19 protein-coding genes are annotated in these 21,954 nt (G+C 58.7%); 10 read left to right on the forward strand and 9 right to left on the reverse strand.

Going from position 1 to position 21,954, the window contains the following annotated elements; genetic code table 11:
• Positions 1-74 precede the first annotated feature (74 nt).
• Positions 75-587, forward strand: coding sequence for a peptidylprolyl isomerase (locus tag R1W01_RS12165; protein WP_297756962.1), 513 nt, complete (start codon positions 75-77; stop codon positions 585-587).
• Positions 580-1,134 carry a peptidylprolyl isomerase gene (locus tag R1W01_RS12170; RefSeq protein ID WP_297757197.1) on the forward strand — a complete coding sequence of 185 codons (555 nt, stop codon included), beginning with the start codon at positions 580-582 and terminating at the stop codon, positions 1,132-1,134. The genes R1W01_RS12165 and R1W01_RS12170 overlap by 8 nt, the downstream gene beginning before the upstream one ends.
• A gap of 230 nt (positions 1,135-1,364) precedes the next feature.
• On the opposite strand, the gene R1W01_RS12175 is transcribed toward R1W01_RS12170, so the two are convergent.
• The 4 genes from R1W01_RS12175 to R1W01_RS12190 all read right to left on the reverse strand — a co-directional run bounded on the left by R1W01_RS12175 (position 1,365) and on the right by R1W01_RS12190 (position 4,645).
• Complete coding sequence (locus R1W01_RS12175) at positions 1,365-1,898, reverse strand: polymer-forming cytoskeletal protein (RefSeq protein WP_243613051.1); 534 nt, start codon at positions 1,896-1,898, stop codon at positions 1,365-1,367.
• Positions 1,888-3,201 carry a M23 family metallopeptidase gene (locus tag R1W01_RS12180; RefSeq protein ID WP_243613050.1) on the reverse strand — a complete coding sequence of 438 codons (1,314 nt, stop codon included), beginning with the start codon at positions 3,199-3,201 and terminating at the stop codon, positions 1,888-1,890. Before R1W01_RS12180 ends, R1W01_RS12175 begins: the two co-directional genes overlap by 11 nt.
• A 152-nt stretch (positions 3,202-3,353) precedes the next feature.
• The gene (locus R1W01_RS12185; protein ID WP_297757200.1) at positions 3,354-4,163 is read right to left on the reverse strand and encodes a ferritin-like domain-containing protein; all 810 of its coding nucleotides are present in this window, start codon (positions 4,161-4,163) and stop codon (positions 3,354-3,356) included.
• Between the two features lie 20 nt (positions 4,164-4,183).
• Positions 4,184-4,645, reverse strand: coding sequence for a peroxiredoxin (locus tag R1W01_RS12190; RefSeq protein ID WP_297756965.1), 462 nt, complete (start codon positions 4,643-4,645; stop codon positions 4,184-4,186).
• Between the two features lie 157 nt (positions 4,646-4,802).
• Here R1W01_RS12190 and R1W01_RS12195 point away from each other — a divergent pair, with 157 nt between their 5' ends.
• The 6 genes from R1W01_RS12195 to R1W01_RS12220 all read left to right on the forward strand — a co-directional run bounded on the left by R1W01_RS12195 (position 4,803) and on the right by R1W01_RS12220 (position 13,252).
• A complete protein-coding gene (locus R1W01_RS12195) occupies positions 4,803-8,018 on the forward strand; it encodes an AsmA-like C-terminal region-containing protein (RefSeq protein ID WP_297756967.1) in 3,216 nt (1,071 codons plus the stop codon).
• Between the two features lie 5 nt (positions 8,019-8,023).
• Positions 8,024-9,082: a tRNA preQ1(34) S-adenosylmethionine ribosyltransferase-isomerase QueA gene (queA, locus tag R1W01_RS12200; RefSeq protein WP_297756969.1), complete on the forward strand. Its 1,059-nt coding sequence runs from the start codon at positions 8,024-8,026 to the stop codon at positions 9,080-9,082.
• Positions 9,083-9,168: 86 nt separating this feature from the next.
• Positions 9,169-10,428, forward strand: coding sequence for an MFS transporter (locus tag R1W01_RS12205; RefSeq protein WP_243613046.1), 1,260 nt, complete (start codon positions 9,169-9,171; stop codon positions 10,426-10,428).
• Positions 10,429-10,529: 101 nt separating this feature from the next.
• Positions 10,530-11,108, forward strand: coding sequence for a DUF924 family protein (locus tag R1W01_RS12210; RefSeq protein ID WP_243613045.1), 579 nt, complete (start codon positions 10,530-10,532; stop codon positions 11,106-11,108).
• 133 nt (positions 11,109-11,241) lie between these two features.
• Positions 11,242-12,633, forward strand: a complete 1,392-nt coding sequence (gene lpdA / locus R1W01_RS12215; protein ID WP_297756972.1) for a dihydrolipoyl dehydrogenase — start codon at positions 11,242-11,244, stop codon at positions 12,631-12,633.
• Between the two features lie 22 nt (positions 12,634-12,655).
• Positions 12,656-13,252: a class I SAM-dependent methyltransferase gene (locus R1W01_RS12220; protein ID WP_297756975.1), complete on the forward strand. Its 597-nt coding sequence runs from the start codon at positions 12,656-12,658 to the stop codon at positions 13,250-13,252.
• Positions 13,253-13,267: 15 nt separating this feature from the next.
• On the opposite strand, the gene R1W01_RS12225 is transcribed toward R1W01_RS12220, so the two are convergent.
• Positions 13,268-13,627, reverse strand: coding sequence for a rhodanese-like domain-containing protein (locus tag R1W01_RS12225; RefSeq protein ID WP_243613042.1), 360 nt, complete (start codon positions 13,625-13,627; stop codon positions 13,268-13,270).
• Positions 13,628-13,808: 181 nt separating this feature from the next.
• Between R1W01_RS12225 and uvrA the strand changes: the two genes are divergently transcribed.
• Entirely contained in the window at positions 13,809-16,667 is a 2,859-nt protein-coding gene (gene uvrA, locus R1W01_RS12230) for an excinuclease ABC subunit UvrA (RefSeq protein WP_297756980.1), read from the forward strand.
• On the forward strand, positions 16,664-17,539 hold the full coding sequence (locus R1W01_RS12235; RefSeq protein ID WP_297756982.1) for a patatin-like phospholipase family protein: 876 nt from the start codon (positions 16,664-16,666) through the stop codon (positions 17,537-17,539). The genes uvrA and R1W01_RS12235 overlap by 4 nt, the downstream gene beginning before the upstream one ends.
• 31 nt (positions 17,540-17,570) lie before the next feature.
• Here the strand turns inward: R1W01_RS12235 and mmsB are convergent, their stop codons facing one another.
• From mmsB to R1W01_RS12255, 4 genes are all read right to left on the reverse strand, one after another.
• Positions 17,571-18,443 carry a 3-hydroxyisobutyrate dehydrogenase gene (mmsB, locus tag R1W01_RS12240; RefSeq protein ID WP_243613039.1) on the reverse strand — a complete coding sequence of 291 codons (873 nt, stop codon included), beginning with the start codon at positions 18,441-18,443 and terminating at the stop codon, positions 17,571-17,573.
• A gap of 3 nt (positions 18,444-18,446) precedes the next feature.
• Positions 18,447-19,487, reverse strand: coding sequence for an enoyl-CoA hydratase/isomerase family protein (locus R1W01_RS12245; RefSeq protein WP_297756986.1), 1,041 nt, complete (start codon positions 19,485-19,487; stop codon positions 18,447-18,449).
• A 64-nt stretch (positions 19,488-19,551) separates the two neighbouring features.
• Positions 19,552-20,697 (reverse strand): acyl-CoA dehydrogenase family protein, encoded by a 1,146-nt coding sequence (locus R1W01_RS12250; protein ID WP_297756988.1) that lies wholly within the window; start codon positions 20,695-20,697, stop codon positions 19,552-19,554.
• 110 nt (positions 20,698-20,807) lie between these two features.
• Complete coding sequence (locus R1W01_RS12255) at positions 20,808-21,941, reverse strand: carboxylate-amine ligase (protein ID WP_297756991.1); 1,134 nt, start codon at positions 21,939-21,941, stop codon at positions 20,808-20,810.
• Between the last annotated feature and the right edge of the window lie 13 nt (positions 21,942-21,954).

The raw sequence follows: 21,954 nt of genomic DNA on the forward strand, positions 1-21,954 counted from the left end.
CCGTCAATGCGGTGTCTTGGCTTTCTGCTGGCCGGTGATTAACTATCACGCAACATGAATGACAGGAGGGCCCCATGGCCGAGATCAAAGACCCCGAAAACACCATCCTGATGGAACTCAAAGACGGCACCGTCATCATTGAACTGCTGCCCGATATTGCGCCCGGCCATTGCGACCGCATGAAAGAACTGGCGCGCTCCGGTGCCTACGATAACGTCGCCTTCCATCGCGTGATCGACGGCTTCATGGCCCAGACCGGTGATGTCGCCAACGGCAACATGGAAAAAGACTTTGATCTGCGCCGCGCAGGAACCGGTGGCTCGGACCTGCCGAACCTCAAGGCCGAGTTCTCGCGCATCCCGCATGATCGCGGCACGCTCGGCGCGGCCCGTTCGGCCATGCCCGACAGCGCAAACTCGCAGTTCTTCATCAACTTCAGCGACAACCACTTCCTCAACGGCCAATATACTGTCTATGGCCGCGTGATCGCGGGTATGGAACTTGTTGATGCGATCACACGTGGCGAGCCGCCTGCGCAACCTGACCGCATGGTCTCTGTAAAGGTGGCGGCCGATGCAGATGCTTAAATCCGCGCTCGCTCTGACCCTTCTCGCCAGCCCGGCTCTGGCCACTGGCCTCGAGATCGAAATCTCCGGCCCTGGCGCCAATGGGACAGTGGTCATCGACCTTCTCGAAGACATCGCCCCCGGCCATGCCGAGCGCCTGACGACGCTTGCCAAAGATGGCGCCTATGATGACGTGGTTTTTCATCGGGTGATCGAGGGTTTCATGGCCCAGACGGGCGATGTGGAACATGGCGTGCTCGATGATGATTTCGACATGCGCTATGCCGGACGCGGCGGATCGTCCTACCCGGACCTCACGGCCGAGTTTTCCGAGACCCCCTTTGACCGTGGCGTCGTTGGCATGGCCCGCTCGAACGAACCGGACTCTGCGAACTCGCAATTCTTCATCATGTTCGACGAAGGCTATTTCCTGAACGGCAACTACACTGTCGTCGGCAAAGTGACCTCGGGCATGGATGTGGTTGACCAGATCAAGCGCGGCGAGGGGCCGAATGGTCTCGTCTATGGTCAGCCAGACCGCATGGTCAAGGTGACCGTGACCGAGTGATCGGCCCCACATTGAAAGAGACGGGAAGGGGGCTGCGGCCCCCTTTTTTGTGGCTGGAGGCAAAGGTTAACAAATCGACGGGCGCGCGAAATGGCACTGACGCAATACCGACGTGATACCGACGCGATACAGATGCGCCATTTCGCCGTTAACTCTTTGAGAGGTTACGACAAAAAAGAAACGCCGCCCAAGAAAGGCGGCGTCTCGAAATGTCCAGAAATCTGTTAAGATCAGGAACCGTTGCCAGCCGGTTTTGCCGCCGGTGCAGGCTTGGCCGCCGGGGCCGGAGCGGCTTTCTTGGCGCCTGCCGAAAGCGGGTCGTCCTGACGCTGCACCGAACCTTCGAAATGCGCGCCGCTCTCGATGGCGATGGTCTTGTGGATGATGTCGCCTTCGACACGTGCGGTCGAGGTCAGGCGCACCTTGAGGCCACGCACGCGACCCACGATGCGGCCATTGACGACCACGTCATCGGCGATGACTTCGCCGCGGATCGTGGCGTTCTCGCCAACGGTCAGCAGGTGCGCGCGGATATCGCCTTCGACGGTGCCTTCGACTTGAATATCGCCGGTCGTCTTGAGGTTGCCGCTGATGTGGAGGTCAGAGGACAGCACCGATGCCGGCGGTTTCGCCTTGGGTGCGGAGGCCTTGAACTCGCTCGACGGAGCCGGAGCCGCAGGCTTCGGTGCGGCATCGGCCGCTGCGGGCTTGGCCGGATCCTCGGATTTCGGTGCAGGTTCGTTGATTTTGCTCTTAGAAAACATCTCTTCCAGCCTTGATAAAGTTCATCGGATTCACGGCACGACCATTGAGCCGAATTTCGTAGTGGAGGTGGGTTCCGGTCGAGCGACCAGAGTTGCCCATATCACCAATATGGTCTCCGCGCGAGACCCTTTGGCCTTTCTTCACGCGGAACTTGGATAGGTGCGCGTAACGGGTTTCGATCCCGAAATCGTGCTTGATCTTTACGAGACGGCCATAGCCCGAAAGCCAATCGGCATGGACCACAACCCCGTCCGCCGTCGCATAGATCGGAGTTCCGTGCTTCGCTGCAAAGTCCGACCCTTTATGCATCCGACCCCAGCGCATGCCAAAGCCGCTGGTAAAGCGATAGGCGCTCTTGACCGGGATCGAGAAGGGCGCGGTTTCTGCCGCAATGCGGTAGGTATTCAGAGCGTCGAGCCGGTCGAGCAGGCGGTTGGCGCGCTGCGCTTCGGGATCGATCTCGCCGCCTTTTGTCGAGAAAGACAGGGGCATCATCGGGCCGCCTTGACCGTTATAGCCGCGCTTCACCTCATTGATGAGCGCGTCCGTGTCGAGACCGGCGGATTTGAACATTTTCTCAAGCGGCGCGACTGACACCGTCATCGCGTCTTCCAACTGTCTGAAAATGCGGTCGTTTTTCTCTTCCATCAGGGCAAGTTCAAGGCGCATCGCTTCTTCGGCTTCGATTGCGGCCTCGGCGTTGCGGATCAGTTCGTCGCGCTGTGTCGCGGTTTCTTCGAGCGCTGCTGCAAGCGCATCCACCATGTCATTGCCGGTTTGCGAGCCCGCCGCCATCAGCGTGTTCTGACCGCTGGCATTGCTGCGCAGGCTTTCGCTTTCAAGCCGGGCGAGATCGCGTTCCTTCATCGTGCGGCGCAATGTCGATTGAATGACCTCGATACCGGTTTCGAGTTCCCGACCGCGCGCTTCGGAGGCCAGAAGCTCGGATTGCATTTCGGAAATCTGTGCCAGCGCCGAGTTGAACCGGTCCTGTGCTGCCAACGCCTCTTCGGTGCGGGCGTCGCGCTCATCAGAGAGGTCGTTCAGGCGTTGTTCGTATGTCTGTTGGTCACGACGGGCCTGTTCACGGAAGTTCCCGGCGCCAATCGAATCCATGAGAAGGATCGCTGTCGCAATGATGGCCCAAGCCACGATGCCGGAACTGCCGAGGAAGACCATGATCTGCGTTGCAGGGCGCAGGCGAATGAACCTCGTATCGGTCTCGGAGCGGAGGAAGAGGCGGCGTTCCGGGAAGTAGCGTTCCAGAAAGGCATTCATCTTTATCGCGAGCCGCGTTCTCAATGCTATCGTCCTTGTCCCTGTCGTCGATGCGGGGCCGCATGACACCCCGACGTAGGGGTCTTACCCATTCAGGCCCACACGAGCAAGGTTTTTGCCGATACAGAGCCGATTGGGCAACAGGATTAAAACGCGCATGGGCAAGGACTTGCCGATCAACGGGCGTAGGGCGGTGGCAGTTCGTCGGCGAGCGGCCAGTAGAAATCGGGTGGAATACCGGCTTCCGCACGCTTTTCCTCGTTGAACGGCGCCTTCAGGTTCGCGTGGAAATAGCGCTGCACGAGGGCGTGGAATTCCGATTTCGGATCGAGGTTGTCGCGGCCACAAAGGAAATTGAACCACTTGGCTCCATAGGCCACATGACCAACCTCTTCGGCATAGATAATGCGCAGCGCTTCAAGCGTCTGTTCTTCTTTGGCCTTCTCGAAAATCTTGATCATGCCGGGGGTGACATCAAGCCCGCGCGCCTCGAGCACCATGGGCACAACCGCGAGTCGACCGAGGAAGTCCTCGGCCGTATCTTCGGCGGCGCGCCACATGCCGGCATGCGCGGCGAGCGCGCCATAGTGGCTCCCCATGGCTTCAAGGCAGTCGCATATAAGGTTGAAATGCTTGGATTCTTCGTCTGCTGATTTCACCCAGTCATCATAGAAACCAACCGGCATCGGCGTGTCTGTAAAGCGCGCGATGATGTCCCAGTGAAGGTCCACCGCGTTCAACTCGATATGCGCCACTGCGTGGAGAAGTGCGATGCGGCCCTCAGGACTTCCGGGTCTGCGCCGGGGCACGTCGCGTGGCGACAATAGTTCTGGTTTTTCCGGGCGTGCAGGGCGCAGCGGTGGGCTGGCGTGACCGATTTCGATCGTCTCGCCCCGCGCGCGGGCCGCGAACCAAGTGGCCGCATGCTTGTGAGAAAGCGCGGTCTTTGCGCGCCCATCGGCGGTGGTCAAGACTTCGACCGCCATTTCAGACAGGGTCAGGTCAGTCACAGCGCGGTCACCGCCTCAAGGACTTCGGCGACATGGCCATCAACCTTAACCTTGCGCCAGACCTTCTCGATCCGACCATCACCATCAATTAAGAAAGTGCTGCGCTCAATGCCCATGAAGGTCTTGCCGTACATCTTCTTTTCTTTCCAGACGCCATAGGTCTCGCAGACATCGCTATCCTCATCCGAAAGCAGCGGCATCCCGAGATCTTTTTTGGCAATGAACTTCTCATGCGAGGCCAAGCCATCCTTGGAAATGCCAAACACCTTCGCACCAGCTGCCTTGAAGGCTGCGAGCGACTCGGTGAACTCGATCGCCTCGCGCGTGCAGCCGGCAGTGTTGTCGCGTGGATAGAAAAAGAGAACCACCGGGGCAGGGCGCAACTCTGAAAGGGTTATGTCCTGCGTACCCGTCGCCGGGAGGGTGAAGTCGGGGGCCATGTCATTGACGTCAATCATGTGCTCAGTCCTTGGGTGTCTCTAGTGTAAGGTATATAGTGCCATCCAACGAGCAAGCCCAACCAGAAAACCAAACGAGGCGGCCCTGAGCAACACGGATGAAATCCCGGACTCCGAAGACCCGAGACCCCCGCGTCGTCGGCGCGTCGGTCTGTGGATGCTCCTGAGTCTATCGCTTTCGGCGGTTGTCATTGCGCTTGGGCTTATTCTGTTGCTCGAGCGGAGCTTGACGCTACCCGACTGGGCGGCGGAGCAGGTGGTCGAGGTGGTGGCGCGCGAAGTACCCGAGCTGGATGTCGAGATTGGCCAGATCTCCATCGTGCTTGAAGAGGACTGGCGCCCGCGTATCCGCGCCTCTGCGGTGTTGTTGCAAGATCCCGAGACAGGGGCCGTCGTTGAGATCGCCGAGATTGATAGCACCCTTTCACTTGAAGCGTTGAAGGAGGGCCGCCTTGCCCCGAGCGCGCTACATGTCAGTGGGCTGTTCCTCAATATGCGCCGGCTTTCGGACGGGTCGATCAGCGTGGCACTTGGCACTGACGCTCAAACGGTTGACCCGGTGGACCGCAAGACCACACTTGCAAGCCTGTCACGAGAACTCAAAGAGGGGCTTGCCAAACCCTGGCTTGCGCGTCTGGCCGAGGCCAGCCTGACCGCCGTGACCCTGCGCTATGAAGATGTGCGCGCCGGAAAAGGGTGGACGATTGACGGTGGGCAAGCGCGCCTAAGTCGTGACGAGGCCGGGATCGATCTTTCCGCGAGTCTCGTGGCGCTTGGTGCGCGGGACTACGTCACCACGTTGGAAGTAAAATACGAAACCTCCTATGGCTCTGATGCGTCACGTTTTGGCGTCACATTCGAGGACATTTCCGCTGAGGACATCGCCTCGCAATCCCCGGCACTGGCTTGGCTCGATATCCTGCGTGCGCCGATTTCCGGCTCACTGCGCAGCTCGATTGACGAGACCGGCGCGCTTGGCGCCACCAGCGCCGCACTTCAGATCGGCGCAGGCGCAGTGCAACCAACCGATACCGTCAGTCCGATCCCTTTCGAATCTGCGCATACCTATCTGACCTTTGAGCCGACCGGTGACACGCTCTTGCTTGATGAACTCTCCGTGCAAGCTCCGTGGGTGCGGCTGACTGCGAATGGCAAGGCGCTTCTGCAGGATATGGAACTGGGGCTTCCCGGTGAAATGGTGGTGCAGTTGCGCCTCGATCAGCTCGAAGTCAATCCAAACGACCGCGAGACGATACCGGTCGCACTCGATCAGGCATTTGCCGATTTCCACCTTGATCTGTCTCCTTTCGAGATACAACTCGGCCAAGCAGTGTTGATCGAAGGAGATCAGGTCTTATCCCTGAGCGGTGACGTGCGTACCACGCCCGATAACTGGCAGTATGCGATCGACGCTCAGGCAAACACGCTCGATCATCGCCGTGTTCTTGGTCTTTGGCCCGAGGCGTTCCTACCGAAGCTGCGCATTTGGATTGATGAGAACATCCACAAGTTAGACCTACATTCCGCACGGGTCGCGCTACGCTCGCAAGAGAACGATCGCCCAAAAGTGCGCGCAGATTTTCAGTTTCGTGACCTCGACATGCGTTTCGTGAAGAGCCTGCCGGATATGCAAGGTGCGGCGGGCTATGCGAGCTTTTCCGACAATACGTTCCGCGTTGCGGCAGAAAAAGGCTATGTGACGGCGGACGAAGGGGGCGCGATTGACGCAACAGGGACGGGGTTCACCATTCTCGATACGCGGCAAAAACCTGCACCCGCGCGTGTCGATCTCAAGGCCAGCGGACCGATCCCGGCGGCGCTTTCTCTTCTCAACCGGCCGCCTCTATCGGCCATGGACAAGGCCAATTTGCCCGTGACCCTCGCGCAAGGCGATATGACGGCTTCGGGGACGATCGAACTACTACTGAAAAAGAAACTGCCCAAAGAACTTGTGACCTTTGACCTTGCGGGCACCATGCCAGCCTTCACGAGCGATCACTTCGTTAAGGAGAAGACGATCAAGGGCCGCGCGACTTGGGAGGCAACAAACAGGTCTTTGACGATCGATGGCTCCGGTCAGCTTGGCGCGGTGCCGTTCGAGGCCATTTGGGAGACAGCCCTTGGCCCAAGCGCGAACGGGCGCAGCACCTTGCAGGGGACCGCAGACATCGGTCCTGTGGCCATGGATGAATTTCGCATAAGCCTTCCACAAGGCACAGTGGACGGCACTGCCAAGGCGGCGTTTCGGATCGATTTCGATAAGGGCGAACCGCCGCAGATGCGCCTGACGTCGGATCTCGATGGTATGTCTTTGGCTTTTGCGCCACTTGGCATTCAAAAGAGCGCCACTGCCAATGGCGATCTTGCCGTTGACATGGTGCTTTCGACCCCGCCTTCTCTAGAGAAAATCGCGCTTTCCGGCGGCAATCTCAACGCGGAAGGCAGCGTCACACTGAAACCGGATGGGACGCTTGATGCCGCTGACTTTACCACCTTCCAGGTCGGGGCTTGGCTTGATGGGCAGGGACGTTTGCAGGGCCGTGGCGAAGATGTTCCGGCCGCGATACGCGTCTCTGGGGGGCGCGTCGATATTCGGGGCCTACCTTCTGGTGGCGCGTCGTCGGGGCGCCCGATGGGCCCGATCTCTGGACGTCTTGACCGTGTTGATGTGTCGGACACGATCCACCTTAGAAATGTAGCGGTTGAAACCACGGGAGGGTCGACGCTGCGCGGAGCCTTCTCAGGGTTGCTCAACGGCGAGGCGGCCGTCGATGGAACGCTTTCGCCGCTCAACGGTCGGACCCGGATTGATCTGCGCTCGCGTCAGGCTGGTAGGATTATCAAATCACTTGGATTTTCGGATGCCTCTGATGCCGGCACGCTGCAAATGGCGCTGACACCGACGCAAGGCCCCGGAGTATTCAATGGCTACGTCAAGATCGAAGATATTCGCATCCAGAACGCACCGGTGATGGCGGAGGTCTTTAACGCGTTGAGCATTGTCGGCTTGCTCGACCAATTGAACGGGCCCGGTATCAGCTTTTCCGATGTCACCGCAGAGTTCCGCGTCACGCCGGACCAGATCATCGTGGGCGAGAGTAGTGCGGTCGGCCCTGCCATGGGGATTTCGCTTGATGGTGTCTATGATCTTGCCTCGCGTCAGATGGATTTTCAGGGGGCTTTATCGCCGCTCTACGTGGTGAACGCTATCGGCCGGATCGTTGCCAAGAAGGGCGAAGGATTGATCGCCTTCAACTACAACTTGCGCGGCACGCCGGACAACATGCGCGTCTCGGTCAATCCGCTCTCGGCCTTGACGCCCGGGTTCTTACGCGAGATTTTCCGCCGCCCGGCCCCGAATCTTGAAGAGTAGCCTAAATGAACCTGTCCGATTTCGACTTCGATCTTCCTGATCGATTGATTGCCACGCGCCCAGCAGACCCGCGCAGTTCCGCGCGGCTTCTCGTGGCTGATGGCGATAAGATCACCGATGCGGTGGTGACGGACCTGACCAAATGGCTCCGTCCCGGGGATCGGCTCGTCCTGAACGACACCAAGGTTATCCCCGCTCGCCTCTTTGGGCGCCGCCTACGACAGGGGCCGGACGGTCCCACAGAGGCGCGCATTGATGTGACCTTGCTTGAGCCGCGTGGTGATGGCGCTTGGACGGCGCTCCTTAAGCCCTTGAAGAAGGTGCGCGAAGGCGAAGATATCGTTTTCTCCGAGCGGCTGAGTGCGACGCTCCTTGCCAAGGAAGAAGGGCAGGGCATCCTGAGCTTCAACCTTGTCGGGGAAGATTTCGATGCAGCATTGGCCGAGGCGGGCATGATGCCATTGCCCCCGTACATTGCGGCCAAACGTGCAGCGGACGAACGCGACAAGGACGATTACCAAACCGTCTTCGCCCGACACAAAGGCGCCGTGGCCGCGCCGACGGCTTCCCTTCATTTCGATGCGCCGCTTCTCGAACGTCTGCGTGAGATGGGTGTCACGTTTACCTTCGTGACCCTGCATGTCGGAGCGGGGACGTTTCTTCCGGTCAAGGTCGAGGACGTGACCAAGCACAAGATGCATGCCGAGTGGGGCCATGTGAGCGACACCGCTGCCGCAGAGATCGCAGCCACAAAGGCCGCAGGCGGGCGCGTGATCCCCGTCGGCACCACCGCCCTGCGCCTGATCGAGAGCGCGGCGCGCGAAAGCGGCGCGATTGCGCCGTGGCAGGGGGAAACCGATATCTTCATCTATCCGGGTTTCGTGTTTCATGTTGCGGATGCGCTGATGACAAACTTCCACCTACCGAAATCGACATTGATGATGCTTGTGTCAGCACTCATGGGAGAAGATCGGATCAAGGCGATCTATTCACACGCGATCGTGAATGAGTACCGGTTTTTTTCATATGGCGATGCGTCTTTGTTGATACCGTCACAGACGTGACGCACATGGACCGGGTTTTGTCGTTCATATGAGGCCCGGCATACGTCACGCACGGTAGTGCGGAGAAAAACCTTCAGGAGGGGTGAATGTTTCAGTTCCTGTCCAACGCCTGGGCGCTATTGCTCGGTATGATGCTCTTGATGGTCGGGAACGGCCTGCAATCCACGTTGCTTGGTATTCGCGGCGAGATTGAAGGCTTCTCGACCTTTGAGATGTCGATTGTCATGTCCTCCTACTTCCTCGGCTTTCTCGGTGGCTCGCGTATGGCGCCCGAGATGATCCGGCGGGTCGGCCATGTGCGGGTCTTTGCAGCGCTGGCGTCGTTCATCTCTGCCGTCCTGATTCTCTATCCGACCTTTGCAAACCCTTGGGTTTGGGCGATTGGGCGGATCATTATCGGGTTCTGTTTCTCGGGCGTGTATGTGACCGCCGAAAGTTGGCTCAATAACGCCGCCACGAATGAGACGCGCGGGCAAGCGCTGTCGCTCTATGTGATCGTTCAGATGATCGGCATTATCGTTGCGCAGGCTCTTCTTGTGACGGCCGATCCTTCGGGTTTTGTCCTCTTCGTCATTCCCTCGGTGCTTGTTTCGATTTCGTTTGCACCCATTCTCCTGAGCATTTCACCAACACCAGCCTTTGACACAACGAAACCGATGAACCTGCGCAGCCTCCTGGAAACATCGCCGCTTGGCGTTGTCGGCATGTTCCTTCTTGGCAGCGTATTCTCGGCGCAGTTCGGTATGTCGGCGGTTTTCGGTGCTCAGATCGGGCTCAGCGTTGCGCAGATTTCGATCTTTGTCGCGGCCTTCTATGTCGGAGCGACGTTCCTACAATATCCGCTCGGCTGGCTTTCAGACCGCATGGATCGCCGGGTGCTTATCATGGCGGCGGCGCTCATCGGTGGGCTTGGCGCGGTGCTCGGGATGATCGCGGGTGAGAACTTTGTCCTGCTTCTTGTCGCGGCTGCTCTTATTGGGGGGCTGTCCAATCCGCTCTATTCACTTCTGATCGCGCACACGAACGATTTCCTCGAACTTGATGACATGGCTGCGGCCTCTGGCGGCATGGTGTTCGTCAACGGCATCGGTGCCATCGCCGGTCCGGTCGTGACGGGCTGGATCATGTCGACCTATGGCGCCTCCGGCTTCTTTCTGCTGATTGCCGTACTCATGATTGGCCTTGGGGGCTACGCCGCGTACCGGATGACGCGCCGGTCAACTGTTGATGAAACGGCAACCTACGCGCCGGTTTTGCCTACTTCTTCGCCAGTGGCTGTTGAGGTTGCGCAGGAATTCGCCATTGAAACCGCCCTCGAAGAAGAGGAGGCCGAGGCTGCGTCATAATGTGTCGTCGCTGTTGTAATTTGTTACTGTTTTTTCGACAGTAATCATGTGTAACGTTTTTATGTCACAGGTGGGTGGCGTATGGTGAGGAGATAAGGGCAATGGCGAGCCCGGAAGAGATATTGAAGTTCTGGCTGGACGACGTCGGGCCAGACGGGTGGTACAAAGTCTCAGAAGATCTGGACGAACAGATCCGAGAAGGATTTCAAGATACGTGGACAGCTGCGCAGGAAGGTAGCTTTGCACAGTGGCTGACATACCCGAGCGGCGCGCTCGCCTATGTCGTCCTCAACGACCAGTTTCCAAGGAACATGTTCCGTGGCAGTTCCAAGGCCTTCTCGTCGGACCGCATTGCTCTCGCGGCGGCCAAGGGCGCAATTCATCATGGATATGATCTCAAAATTGCAGAGCCCGCGCGGCAGTTCTTCTATCTGCCGCTGATGCATTCCGAAAACCTCTGTGATCAAGAGCGCTGCGTGCGCCTGATGAAAGAGCGGATGCCGGAATCCGGCACCTCCAATATGCTTCATGCCAAGGCGCATCGCGAAGTCATTCGTCAGTTCGGGCGTTTCCCCTATCGCAACGAAGCCTTGTCGCGCGCCTCGACCGAGCCGGAAAAGGCCTATGTTGCCAATGGAGGCTATGGCCAGACCGTGCAAGAGCTACAGCAGGTCGGCTGAAACACGCCAGATCATGAGAATTTCTGAACCCGTGCGATAAATTCGCGCGGGTTTTTGGTATTGAATGAAATGACGTTTGAAGCGTCGGGAGAAATAGTTTAATGCTGAACTAAATTGAATCACGGAGGGCGTCATGGCCAAATCTTTCGATATGATCGTGATCGGCGCAGGGCCGGGCGGCTATGTGGCGGCGATCCGGGGCGCACAGCTGGGCCTCAACGTCGCGATTGTCGAGCGCGAACATATGGGGGGCATCTGCCTCAACTGGGGGTGTATCCCGACCAAGGCGCTTCTGCGCTCTGCAGAAGTGTATCACCTGATGCATCGCGCGAAGGAGTTTGGCCTCAGCGCAGATAACCTGTCTTACGATCTTGATGCGGTCGTGAAACGCTCGCGTGGTGTTGCCAAGCAGCTGAGCTCTGGCATCGGCCACCTGATGAAGAAGAACAAGATCACGGTGGTCATGGGCGAAGCGAGCCTTCCCGCCAAAGGCAAAGTGACCGTCAAGACAGTGAAGGGCAACGAAGAGCTGACATCCAAGCATATCGTGCTTGCGACAGGCGCCCGCGCGCGCGAGTTGCCGGGGCTTGAGGCGGATGGCGATCTCGTATGGACCTACAAACACGCACTTCAGCCCAAACGTATGCCCAAGAAGCTCCTCGTGATTGGCTCTGGCGCGATCGGAATCGAGTTCGCAAGCTTCTTCAATACACTTGGCGCCGATACCACGGTGGTTGAGGTGATGGATCGTGTCTTGCCTGTAGAAGACGCAGAGATCAGCGCATTCGCGAAGAAACAGTTTCAAAAGCAAGGCATGACCATTCGCGAGAAATCCATGGTCAAGCAACTTGACCGCGGCAAAGGCAAAGTCACGGCTCATATCGAAGCTGGTGGCAAGGTCGAGAAACACGACTTTGATACGGTCATTTCGGCGGTTGGTATCGTCGGCAACGTCGAGGGTCTTGGCCTTGAAGAGATCGGCGTCAAGGTGGATCGTACCCATGTCGTCACAGATGCCTATTGCCGCACAGATGTCGAAGGCGTCTACGCGATCGGAGATCTCGCCGGCGCGCCTTGGCTTGCCCACAAGGCGAGCCACGAGGGCGTGATGATCGCAGAATTGATCGCCGGTCAGAAGCCTCATCCCGTCAAACCCGAAAGCATCGCGGGTTGCACCTATTGTCACCCGCAAGTCGCCTCTGTCGGCTATAGTGAAGCAAAGGCCAAAGAGCTTGGGTATGAGGTCAAGGTCGGGCGTTTCCCGTTCATCGGCAACGGCAAGGCCATCGCACTTGGCGAGGCAGAGGGCATGGTAAAGACAGTGTTCGATGCCAAGACAGGAGAGCTGCTCGGGGCGCATATGGTCGGTGCGGAAGTCACCGAGATGATCCAGGGCTATGTCGTGGGCCGCACCCTCGAGACAACCGAAGCGGAGTTGATGGAAACGGTCTTCCCGCACCCGACGCTTTCTGAAATGATGCATGAAAGCGTGCTCGATGCATATGGGCGCGTGATCCATATGTAAGCAATCGGAGAGGGGCGCGCCTATGGCCCGTCCCCACCGATCCAGCCGGGAGCCCGAAGTGCCAAGCCTCAATCGGATCGTTATGGCCAAATCGAGCCGCCGCATGATCCGTGCGCTTGATCCTGAGCGGCTAGATGCAGCGGAAATCTCGGGGCGATGGGGCGAACAGTTTGGATTTCGCTCCTACGAACGCTTCATCTACCCCGAGTTTGACATTTGCGCGGGTCCGTTCCCACGTCCGGACGGAAAGCCGCGCAAATTTGACCTCATCATCGCCAACCAGGTCTGGGAACATCTTGATCGCCCCTACGCGGCGACGAAGAACGTGCGCAGGATGCTTCGGAAAGGGGGGCATTTCTGGGTCGCGGTGCCTTTCCACATTCCGTTTCATGCGGCACCTTTGGACAATTCGCGTTGGTCTGCGCGCGGCCTCAAGAACCTGTTGATTGAAAGCGGATTCGCGGAGGACGAGATTCAAGCCGAGCAATGGGGAAACCGTCCCGCCGCAGCGCGCAATCTCGAACTGCCGTGGCCTCCGATGTATGATGAGGGTCGGGACACGCTTGAAAACGATCCGGAAATGCCGATCTGTGCTTGGGCTATAGCGCGCCGCACATAGGGCGGGTGCGCAGCTCTAGGTGCGGATGACCTTGCCGCCAGCCTGCACCCAATGCGACAAACCACCGATGTTGTGTACGTCTTCATAGCCAAGTTGGCGCAACACGGATGCGGCAGAATGTGACCGCGCGCCAGAGGCGCAATAGACAGCGATCTTGCCAGTGGTCTTGAGGGCTGGGTGATAGTCAGGGTGGCGCGGATCGGCCATATCGCGCAGTCGCATCAAGGGCATGTGGAGTGCCCCTTCGGCAATACCGGAGTTCGCAAGCTCCATTCCGTCGCGCACATCAATCACGGTGATCGCCCCGGCCTTGGCGCCTTGGACGGCCTCCTGTGCACTCATTCCGGCTTTGGGCTTTTGCCTGAGAAAGAACATGGTGAACCTCTTCGCTGTCCGGTCCGCGCCGGTGTTTCCATTGCCTCAGAAATAACATTCGAAATTGTGAATACAATTCAAGAAACGGCCAAAATGATAAAGTTCATGCTTTGTTCATGTTTTTGGGTTGGCGACTCTGCTGATCTGACCTATTTCTTGGGCAGTCACCGCGAGGATTATCATGGCCGAGCTGAAGAATATCGAAGTGCGCGGCGCGCGCGAACACAATCTCAAAGACGTCGATGTGGACATTCCACGTGATCAGCTTGTGGTGATAACTGGCCTGTCCGGTTCCGGAAAATCGTCTCTCGCCTTCGATACGATCTATGCTGAGGGGCAGAGGCGCTACGTCGAATCTCTCTCTGCCTATGCGCGACAGTTCCTCGACATGATGGAAAAGCCGGATGTCGATCATATTAGCGGGCTATCCCCGGCAATCTCGATCGAACAGAAGACGACCTCCAAGAACCCGCGCTCAACCGTTGGCACGGTGACCGAGATCTACGACTACTTGCGTCTGCTTTTTGCGCGCGTCGGGACGCCCTATAGCCCGGTGACGGGCCTGCCCATCGAAGCGCAACAGGTGCAGGATATGGTCGACCGGATTATGTCTTTCGAAGAGGGGACACGCGGTTACCTTCTTGCGCCAATCATTCGTGACCGCAAAGGCGAGTACCGCAAAGAATTTCTAGAGCTGCGCAAACAAGGCTTTCAACGCGTGAAGGTCGATGGAACATTCTACGATCTGGATGAACCGCCAACACTCGACAAGAAGTTTCGTCATGACATTGACGTCGTGGTGGATCGTATTGTGGTGCGCGAAGGGATGGAAACCCGTCTTGCCGACAGCCTGCGCACGGCGCTTGATCTTGCCGACGGCATTGCGGTTCTGGAGACGGCACCGAAGGAAGGCGACCCAGAGCGGATCACGTTTTCCGAGAATTTCGCGTGTCCGGTGAGCGGTTTCACGATCCCAGAGATCGAGCCGCGCCTTTTCTCGTTCAACGCGCCGTTCGGGGCCTGTCCCGATTGCGATGGGCTTGGCAAAGAGCTGTTTTTTGACGAGCGTCTTGTGGTGCCAGATGCGACGCTGCGTCTTTATGATGGAGCGCTCGCGCCATGGCGGAAGGGGAAATCGCCGTACTTCTTGCAGACCATCGAGGCGATCGCGCGCCATTACGAATTTGACAAGAACACCCCTTGGAAAAAACTGCCGAAACATGTGCAACAGGTTTTTCTGTATGGTTCCGGCGAGGAAGAAATCCCCTTCCGATATGATGAAGGGGGCCGGGTCTACCAGGTGACGCGCGTCTTCGAGGGCGTCATTCCGAACATGGAGCGTCGCTATCGCGAGACGGATTCCAACTGGATCCGCGAAGAGTTTGAACGCTACCAGAACAACCGACCCTGTGGCACCTGCGGCGGATATCGCCTTCGGGAAGAGGCCTTGGCGGTGCGCATCGCAGGTCTGCATATCGGCAAGGTCGTCGAGATGTCGATCCGCGAAGCCTATCGTTGGATCGAAGACGCGCCAAACCATCTGACGGCTCAGAAAAAAGAGATCGCACGCGCCATCGTCAAGGAGATCAAAGAACGGCTTGGATTCCTAAATAACGTTGGTTTGGAATACCTTACATTATCACGTTCAAGTGGAACGCTAAGCGGTGGTGAGAGCCAGCGAATACGGCTCGCGTCGCAGATCGGGTCTGGTTTGACCGGGGTGCTCTACGTGCTCGACGAACCGTCGATCGGGCTTCACCAACGTGACAATGATCGGCTTCTTGGGACACTCAAGAACCTACGGGATCAGGGCAATACTGTCATCGTTGTCGAACACGACGAAGAAGCGATCCGCGAGGCCGACTATGTGTTCGATATCGGCCCCGGCGCTGGTGTGCATGGTGGTCGCGTCGTCTCTAAAGGCACGCCGAAAGAGATCGCCGAGGATCCGGCCTCGCTGACCGGTCAGTATCTTTCAGGCGAACGCGAGATCACCGTACCGACAGAGCGCCGGGATGGGAACGGCAAGAAAGTCACTGTCGTCAAGGCGACCGGGAACAACCTCAAATCTGCCACAGCGGATTTCCCACTTGGGAAATTCGTGTGCGTGACGGGTGTGTCTGGAGGGGGTAAGTCAACCCTCACCATTGAAACCCTGTTCAAGACGGCCTCAATGCGTCTCAACGGGGCGCGCCAAACGCCTGCTCCTTGTGAGACGATCAAGGGACTCGAGCATCTCGACAAGGTCATCGACATCGACCAACGCCCGATTGGCCGCACACCGCGTTCCAACCCGGCGACCTATACCGGGGCGTTTACTCCGATCCGAGATTGGTTCGCGGGGCTACCAGAGGCCAAGACGCGGGGCTACAAGCCGGGACGGTTTAGTTTCAACGTCAAAGGTGGGCGTTGTGAAGCCTGTCAGGGGGACGGGGTCATCAAGATCGAGATGCATTTCTTGCCTGATGTCTATGTCACCTGCGAAACCTGCAACGGTGCGCGCTACAACCGCGAGACACTGGAGATCAAATTCAAGGGCAAAAGCATTGCGGATGTCCTCGATATGACGGTGGAAGATGCGCAGGACTTCTTCAAGGCGGTGCCCTCGATCCGGGACAAGATGGATGCGCTGGCGCGGGTTGGCCTTGGCTACATCAAAGTCGGCCAGCAGGCGACGACGCTCTCTGGTGGTGAGGCACAGCGGGTCAAGCTTTCCAAGGAACTGGCAAAGCGGTCCACAGGGCGTACCCTCTATATCCTAGATGAACCGACCACGGGCCTGCATTTCGAAGACGTGCGAAAACTTCTCGAGGTTTTGCATGAGTTGGTTGAGCAGGGCAATACGGTCGTCGTGATCGAACACAACCTCGATGTGATCAAGACGGCGGATTGGATCATCGACATTGGCCCCGAGGGCGGCGATGGCGGGGGCGAGATCGTGGCTTGCGGCACGCCCGAGGATGTGGCCGACGTCGAACGCAGTCATACTGGGCGCTACCTGAAACCGATGCTAGCGGCCAAACGGGTTGCCGCGGAATGAGCCGGCTCGGGATCGCTCTTGGCTCTGGTGGTGCGCGAGGGTGGTGCCATATCGGTGTGCTCAAAGAGCTTGATGCGATCGGCGTTGCTCCGGACGTGGTCGCTGGATGCTCTATGGGCGCGCTTGTGGGCGCGGCATGGGCCTCTGGCCGTCTGTCTCGCCTGGAAGATTGGGCGCGCGCCCTGACACAACGCGGAATGCTCAACTACGTCGACCTGCGGTTTGAACATGGCGGTCTTTTGCGCGGTGGGACAGTGCGCGAGATGCTCAAGGATCTCGATCTGCCGGAACGGATCGAAGACCTCGGCAAGCCGTTTATCGTCGTCGCAACGGATATGGCGACGGGGCGGGAGATCTGGATCCAACGCGGATCGCTTTTTGACGCCATTCGGGCGACCATCTCGATCCCCGGTTTGTTCAGCCCTCACAAGGTTGATGGGAAATGGCTGTTGGATGGAGGGCTGGTCAATCCGGTCCCAAGCTCTGCCTGTCGTGCACTTGAGGCGGACGTGACCCTTGCTGTAAATCCCAACGCAAAGTTCGGCAACCTTTGGGAACCACGCGAAAGCTTTCTATCCAAATTGGGTTCTGCGGGGTGGGTGGAGAAGCTGCCAGATAGCGTGCGCGATATGCTGCAACCGGATAGCGATCCGGGGCCGAACTCGCTCGATGTGGTGTCGACTTCCATTGATATCATGACGGAATATGTCCGAAAGACCCGAAGCGCCTCTGATCCACCGAACCTCGCCCTTGAGGCGGATCTAAACGATATGTCGGTGTTGGAACTGTTCCGAGCCGATAAGGCGATCAGTGAAGGTGAACGGATCGTGCGGGATCAAGCAGAGGCGATCCGCGATCTGCTGAAGGGGTGACCCCGCGCAAGACGGGCGGGGCCTTACGTCTTTAGCCGCGCCCGCGTTTCTCAAAGCGGGGTAGCATGGCCGAGAAATCCATTCCGGCCCCATCTTCGTTTTCCACGAACTTGGCATAGAGGTCGCGCGCCATCTGACCCATCGGGGTGTCTGCGTCAGCGGCCTCAGCGGCCTGTTGTGAAAGGCGCAGGTCCTTGAGCATCAGGTCGGCCGCAAAACCGGGCTTGTAGTCGTTGTCCGAGGGCGATTGCGGACCAACACCCGGGGCTGGGCAATAGGCATTCATGGTCCAGGAATAGCCCGAAGAGGTCGACACCACGTCGAACATCTTCTGACGATCAAGACCAAGCTTGTCGGCGAGCGCAAAGGCTTCGCAGGTGGCGATCATGGTCACACCAAGGATCATGTTGTTGCAGATTTTCGCGGCCTGCCCGGCACCTGCTTCGCCGCAATGCACGGCCTTCTGGCCCATGATGTCAAAGAGGGGCTCGGCCTTGGCAAATGCGGCGTCGCTGCCGCCGGCCATGAAGGTGAGCGTGCCGCCGGCTGCACCGCCAACACCGCCAGACACGGGGGCGTCCACGGCCAGAAGACCCGCGGCCTCGGCCTGTTCTGCCACAGCACGGGCGCTCTCGACATCTACGGTCGAGCAATCAACAAGTGCCGCGCCTTTATCCATCGCGGGGATCAGTTCTGCCGCAACGCTGCGCAGGATTTGGCCGTTGGGGAGCATGGTGATCACCACGTCGGCACCCTTGGCGGCGTCGGGTCCGGAGGCCGCCATGGTGACGCCCTCAACAGTCACCTCGGCCATATCGAACCCCGTGACCTCATGCCCGGCTTTGGCGAGGTTTGCGGCCATAGGACCGCCCATGTTGCCAAGTCCAATAAATCCGATCTTCATGGCTTAGTCTCCCTTTTCGAATGTGAGTTTTGCCTCTCCCAAAGGCATCAACATCTGGCTCACGGCGGTGGCCGGGAGCGCGGAAAGCGCGTGTTTCCAGCTTGGGTTTCTGTCCTTGTCGATGATCTGGGCGCGGATTCCTTCAAGGAAATCGCCGTTTTGCATCGCGCGATAGGTAAAGCGGTATTCTTGTTCGAGGGCCGGGCGGAGTGTCTCGGTGCCGCGTACACGGTGGATGATCTCGAGCGTGCACCCCATGGCGAGGGGCGAGTTGCGGGAGAGCTTCTTGAGCGCGGCTTCTGCGAAGGCGCTTTTGCTGGCCTTCAGGGCGTTGACAATATCGGGCAGTGCCTCGCCGCCGAAGAAGGCGTTGATCTCGTCTTCTTGTGTGGCGAGCGCCGCCTCAGGCACCGGTTCCGCAGCGGCGTCAATCAATGTCCAGTCGCCAGTTTCTTCAAGTTTTGCAATGAGTTCCGGCCAGTTCTTCTCGTGGATATAGTAGTCTGCGAAGCCCGCGAGGATGGCGTCTCCGGCGGCGAGGCGTGAGGCGGTGAGGCCGAGATACTCGCCAAGACGGCCCGGCGCATGAGCGAGGATGTAGGAACCGCCGACATCCGGCACGAGGCCAATGCCGCATTCAGGCATGGCGATCTGGCTCGACTCGCCAACCACACGGTGCGACGCGTGGCAGCCGACACCGACGCCGCCGCCCATTGTGAAGCCCTGCATGAAGCTTGCCACTGGCTTGCAAAATTCGAACATCTTGGCGTTCATTCTGTACTCGTCAGCCCAGAATTTCTGTCCAAATGCGAAATTTTCGGCTTTCCCTGTTTCGTACAGTTCAGCGATGTCGCCGCCTGCGCAAAAGGCCTTCTCGCCTTCGGCGTCAATCACCAGCATCTTGACCTGATCGTCATCGGACCACGCATCGAGCGCGTCTTCGATGGCGATGCACATCTCGTAGCTCATCGCGTTGAGCGCCTTGGGGCGGGTAAAGGTGATGCGGCCGGTCTTTCCGACCTTGCGAATGTTGATATCGCCCATGGGAAAACCCCTATCTGTAACGCGTCGGTATCACGTCGGTATTGCGTCGGTGCGAAATGCGGAATCAGGCCGCATCGGCGATCATTTGGCGCGATACGATCAGGCGCATGATCTCATTTGTGCCTTCGAGAATCTGGTGGACGCGCAGATCGCGCACGATCTTCTCGACCCCGTAATCCGCAAGGTAGCCATAACCGCCGTGCAGTTGCAGACAGCCATTTGCCACTTCGAAGGCGACATCGGTCACCATGAGCTTGGCCATGGCGCAGAACTTGGTTGCGTCGTGGGATTTGTTGTCGAGCTTCCATGCGGCCTGACGCAGGAAGACGCGCGCGGCTTGCAGTTTGGTCTCGAACTCGGCGAGGCGGAATTGCAGGGCCTGGAACTGATTGATGGGTTTGCCGAAGGCCTTGCGCTCGGCCATGTATTGCATCGTCAGGTCGAGGGCGTTCTGCGCACCACCAAGCGCAGAGGCGGCGATGTTGAGGCGGCCCCCGTCGAGACCGGCCATCGCGTAGGAGAAGCCTTTGCCTTCCTCGCCGATGAGGTTGTCATGCGGAACTTTACAATCGTCGAACTGCACCTGCGCGGTCGGTTGCGAGCGCCAGCCCATCTTGTTCTCAAGCCCGCCAAAGCTCAGGCCATCGGAACCGTCTTCGACAACCACGGTCGAGATGCCCTTGGGGCCGTCATCGCCGGTGCGCACCATGATGACATAAGCATCGGAGTAGCCGCCGCCGGAGATAAACGCCTTGGTGCCATTCAGCACATAGCCGTCATTGGTTTTGGCGGCGCGGGTCTTGAGCGCGGCCGCGTCGGAACCGGAGCCGGGTTCGGTCAGGCAGTAGGAGAAGACCTTGGACATGGTGCAGAGGTCTGGAAGCCATTTCTGCTTGGTTTCTTCGCTGCCGAATTTGTCGATCATGCCGCCGCACATATTGTGGATCGACAGGAAGGAGCCGACAGAGGGGCAGGACATGGCGAGCGCCTCAAAGACGAGGGTCGCGTCGAGGCGCGACAGGCCGGAGCCGCCGTACTCCTCGCTGACGTAAATGCCGCCAAGGCCAAGCTCGGCAATCTGCGGCCAGAGCTCTTTCGGGATCGTGCCTTCGGCCTCCCATTTCTGGGCGTTGGGGGCGATGTGTTCTTCGCCAAAGCCCTTGGCCATATCAAAGATCAGGGTTTGCTCTTCACTCAGTGCAAAATCCATCGGGTTCCTCCCAAAACGCGAAATTGAACGACTGTTAAATTATACAGTGCCGTAAGCGTGGTGTCAGTGCGCAAAAATGCAAAACAGGCTGGCGAATATGCCCGGACCTCCTACAAATCTGCGTGGTATTCTTCGGTCAGGTGTTTGACCACGGCGCGCAATGCCTCTTCATGGGTATATTCGGCCTGGATCGCATCTCGGTAGACCGCGCGTTGTTGATCGGCGCTATTGCCGGTGGCGACGATGGTGCGGGTGTTCTCGATTTCGCGCAGGCAGCCGAGGGTGTCGGCGTCTTCATGTAGAAGCGCGATGAATTCTTCTGCGAGTTCTTCGAAGGAAACGATTTCGCGGCGGCCCCAGTCGATCAGGCCGGATGAAATGCCATATCGCTGTGCACGCCAGCGGTTCTCGGAGATGAGAAAATTATCATAGAGGCGCCAGCGTTGGTTCTTGATCGCGAGGCGCCAGAGCATCCGGGTCAGGGCTTGGGTCAATGCGGCAAGGGTTAGTGCGGTTTCAAGGCGGGGCGACACATCGCAAACCCGGCTCTCGATGGTTGGAAAGCGAGAGGAGGGGCGCAGATCCCACCAGATCTTGGAGGCGTCCTCGATCACGCCCACGGTTTTCATCGCCTCAACCGAGCGTTCATATTCGCCCCAGCCCTCGACGCGCGGCGGCAGGCCGGTGCGAGGCAGGTTGTCAAACACCGTCAGACGATAACAACTCAGGCCCGTATCCTCGCCTTGCCAGAACGGCGAGGAACAGCTCAGCGCAAGCAGATGCGGCAGGAAATACTTGAGCTGGTTCATCAGGTCGATGCGTTGGTCCGGGCCGTCGATGCCGACATGGACATGCATGCCGCAGATCAGCATACGCCGCACCACACCTGCGAGGTCGTCGCGCAGCTCGTTGTAGCGTTGCTTGTCGGTGTGATGTTGGTTGCGCCAGTCCGAGAACGGATGGCAAGAGGCGGCGATCGGGGCGAGGTTATACTTGCCCGCCACCCGCGCCACGGTCGAGCGCAGGCGCTTGAGGTCTTCGCGGGCCTCGGCCACGTTGCGACAGACGGCCGTGCCGATTTCGATCTGGCAGTTGAGGAACTCGGGGCTGACCTGGCCTTCAAGCTCGGCCTTGCAGGCCTCCATCAGCCCGTCCGGTGCGGCCGCGAGGTCGAGGCTGTCCTTGTCGATAAGGAGGTATTCCTCTTCCACGCCGATGGTGAAATCCGGTCCCTGCGGTGACATGGCGGCCCTCCCG

This window comes from Shimia sp. FJ5 (assembly GCF_032918335.1).
In the GTDB taxonomy this organism is placed as follows: domain Bacteria; phylum Pseudomonadota; class Alphaproteobacteria; order Rhodobacterales; family Rhodobacteraceae; genus Shimia; species Shimia aestuarii_A.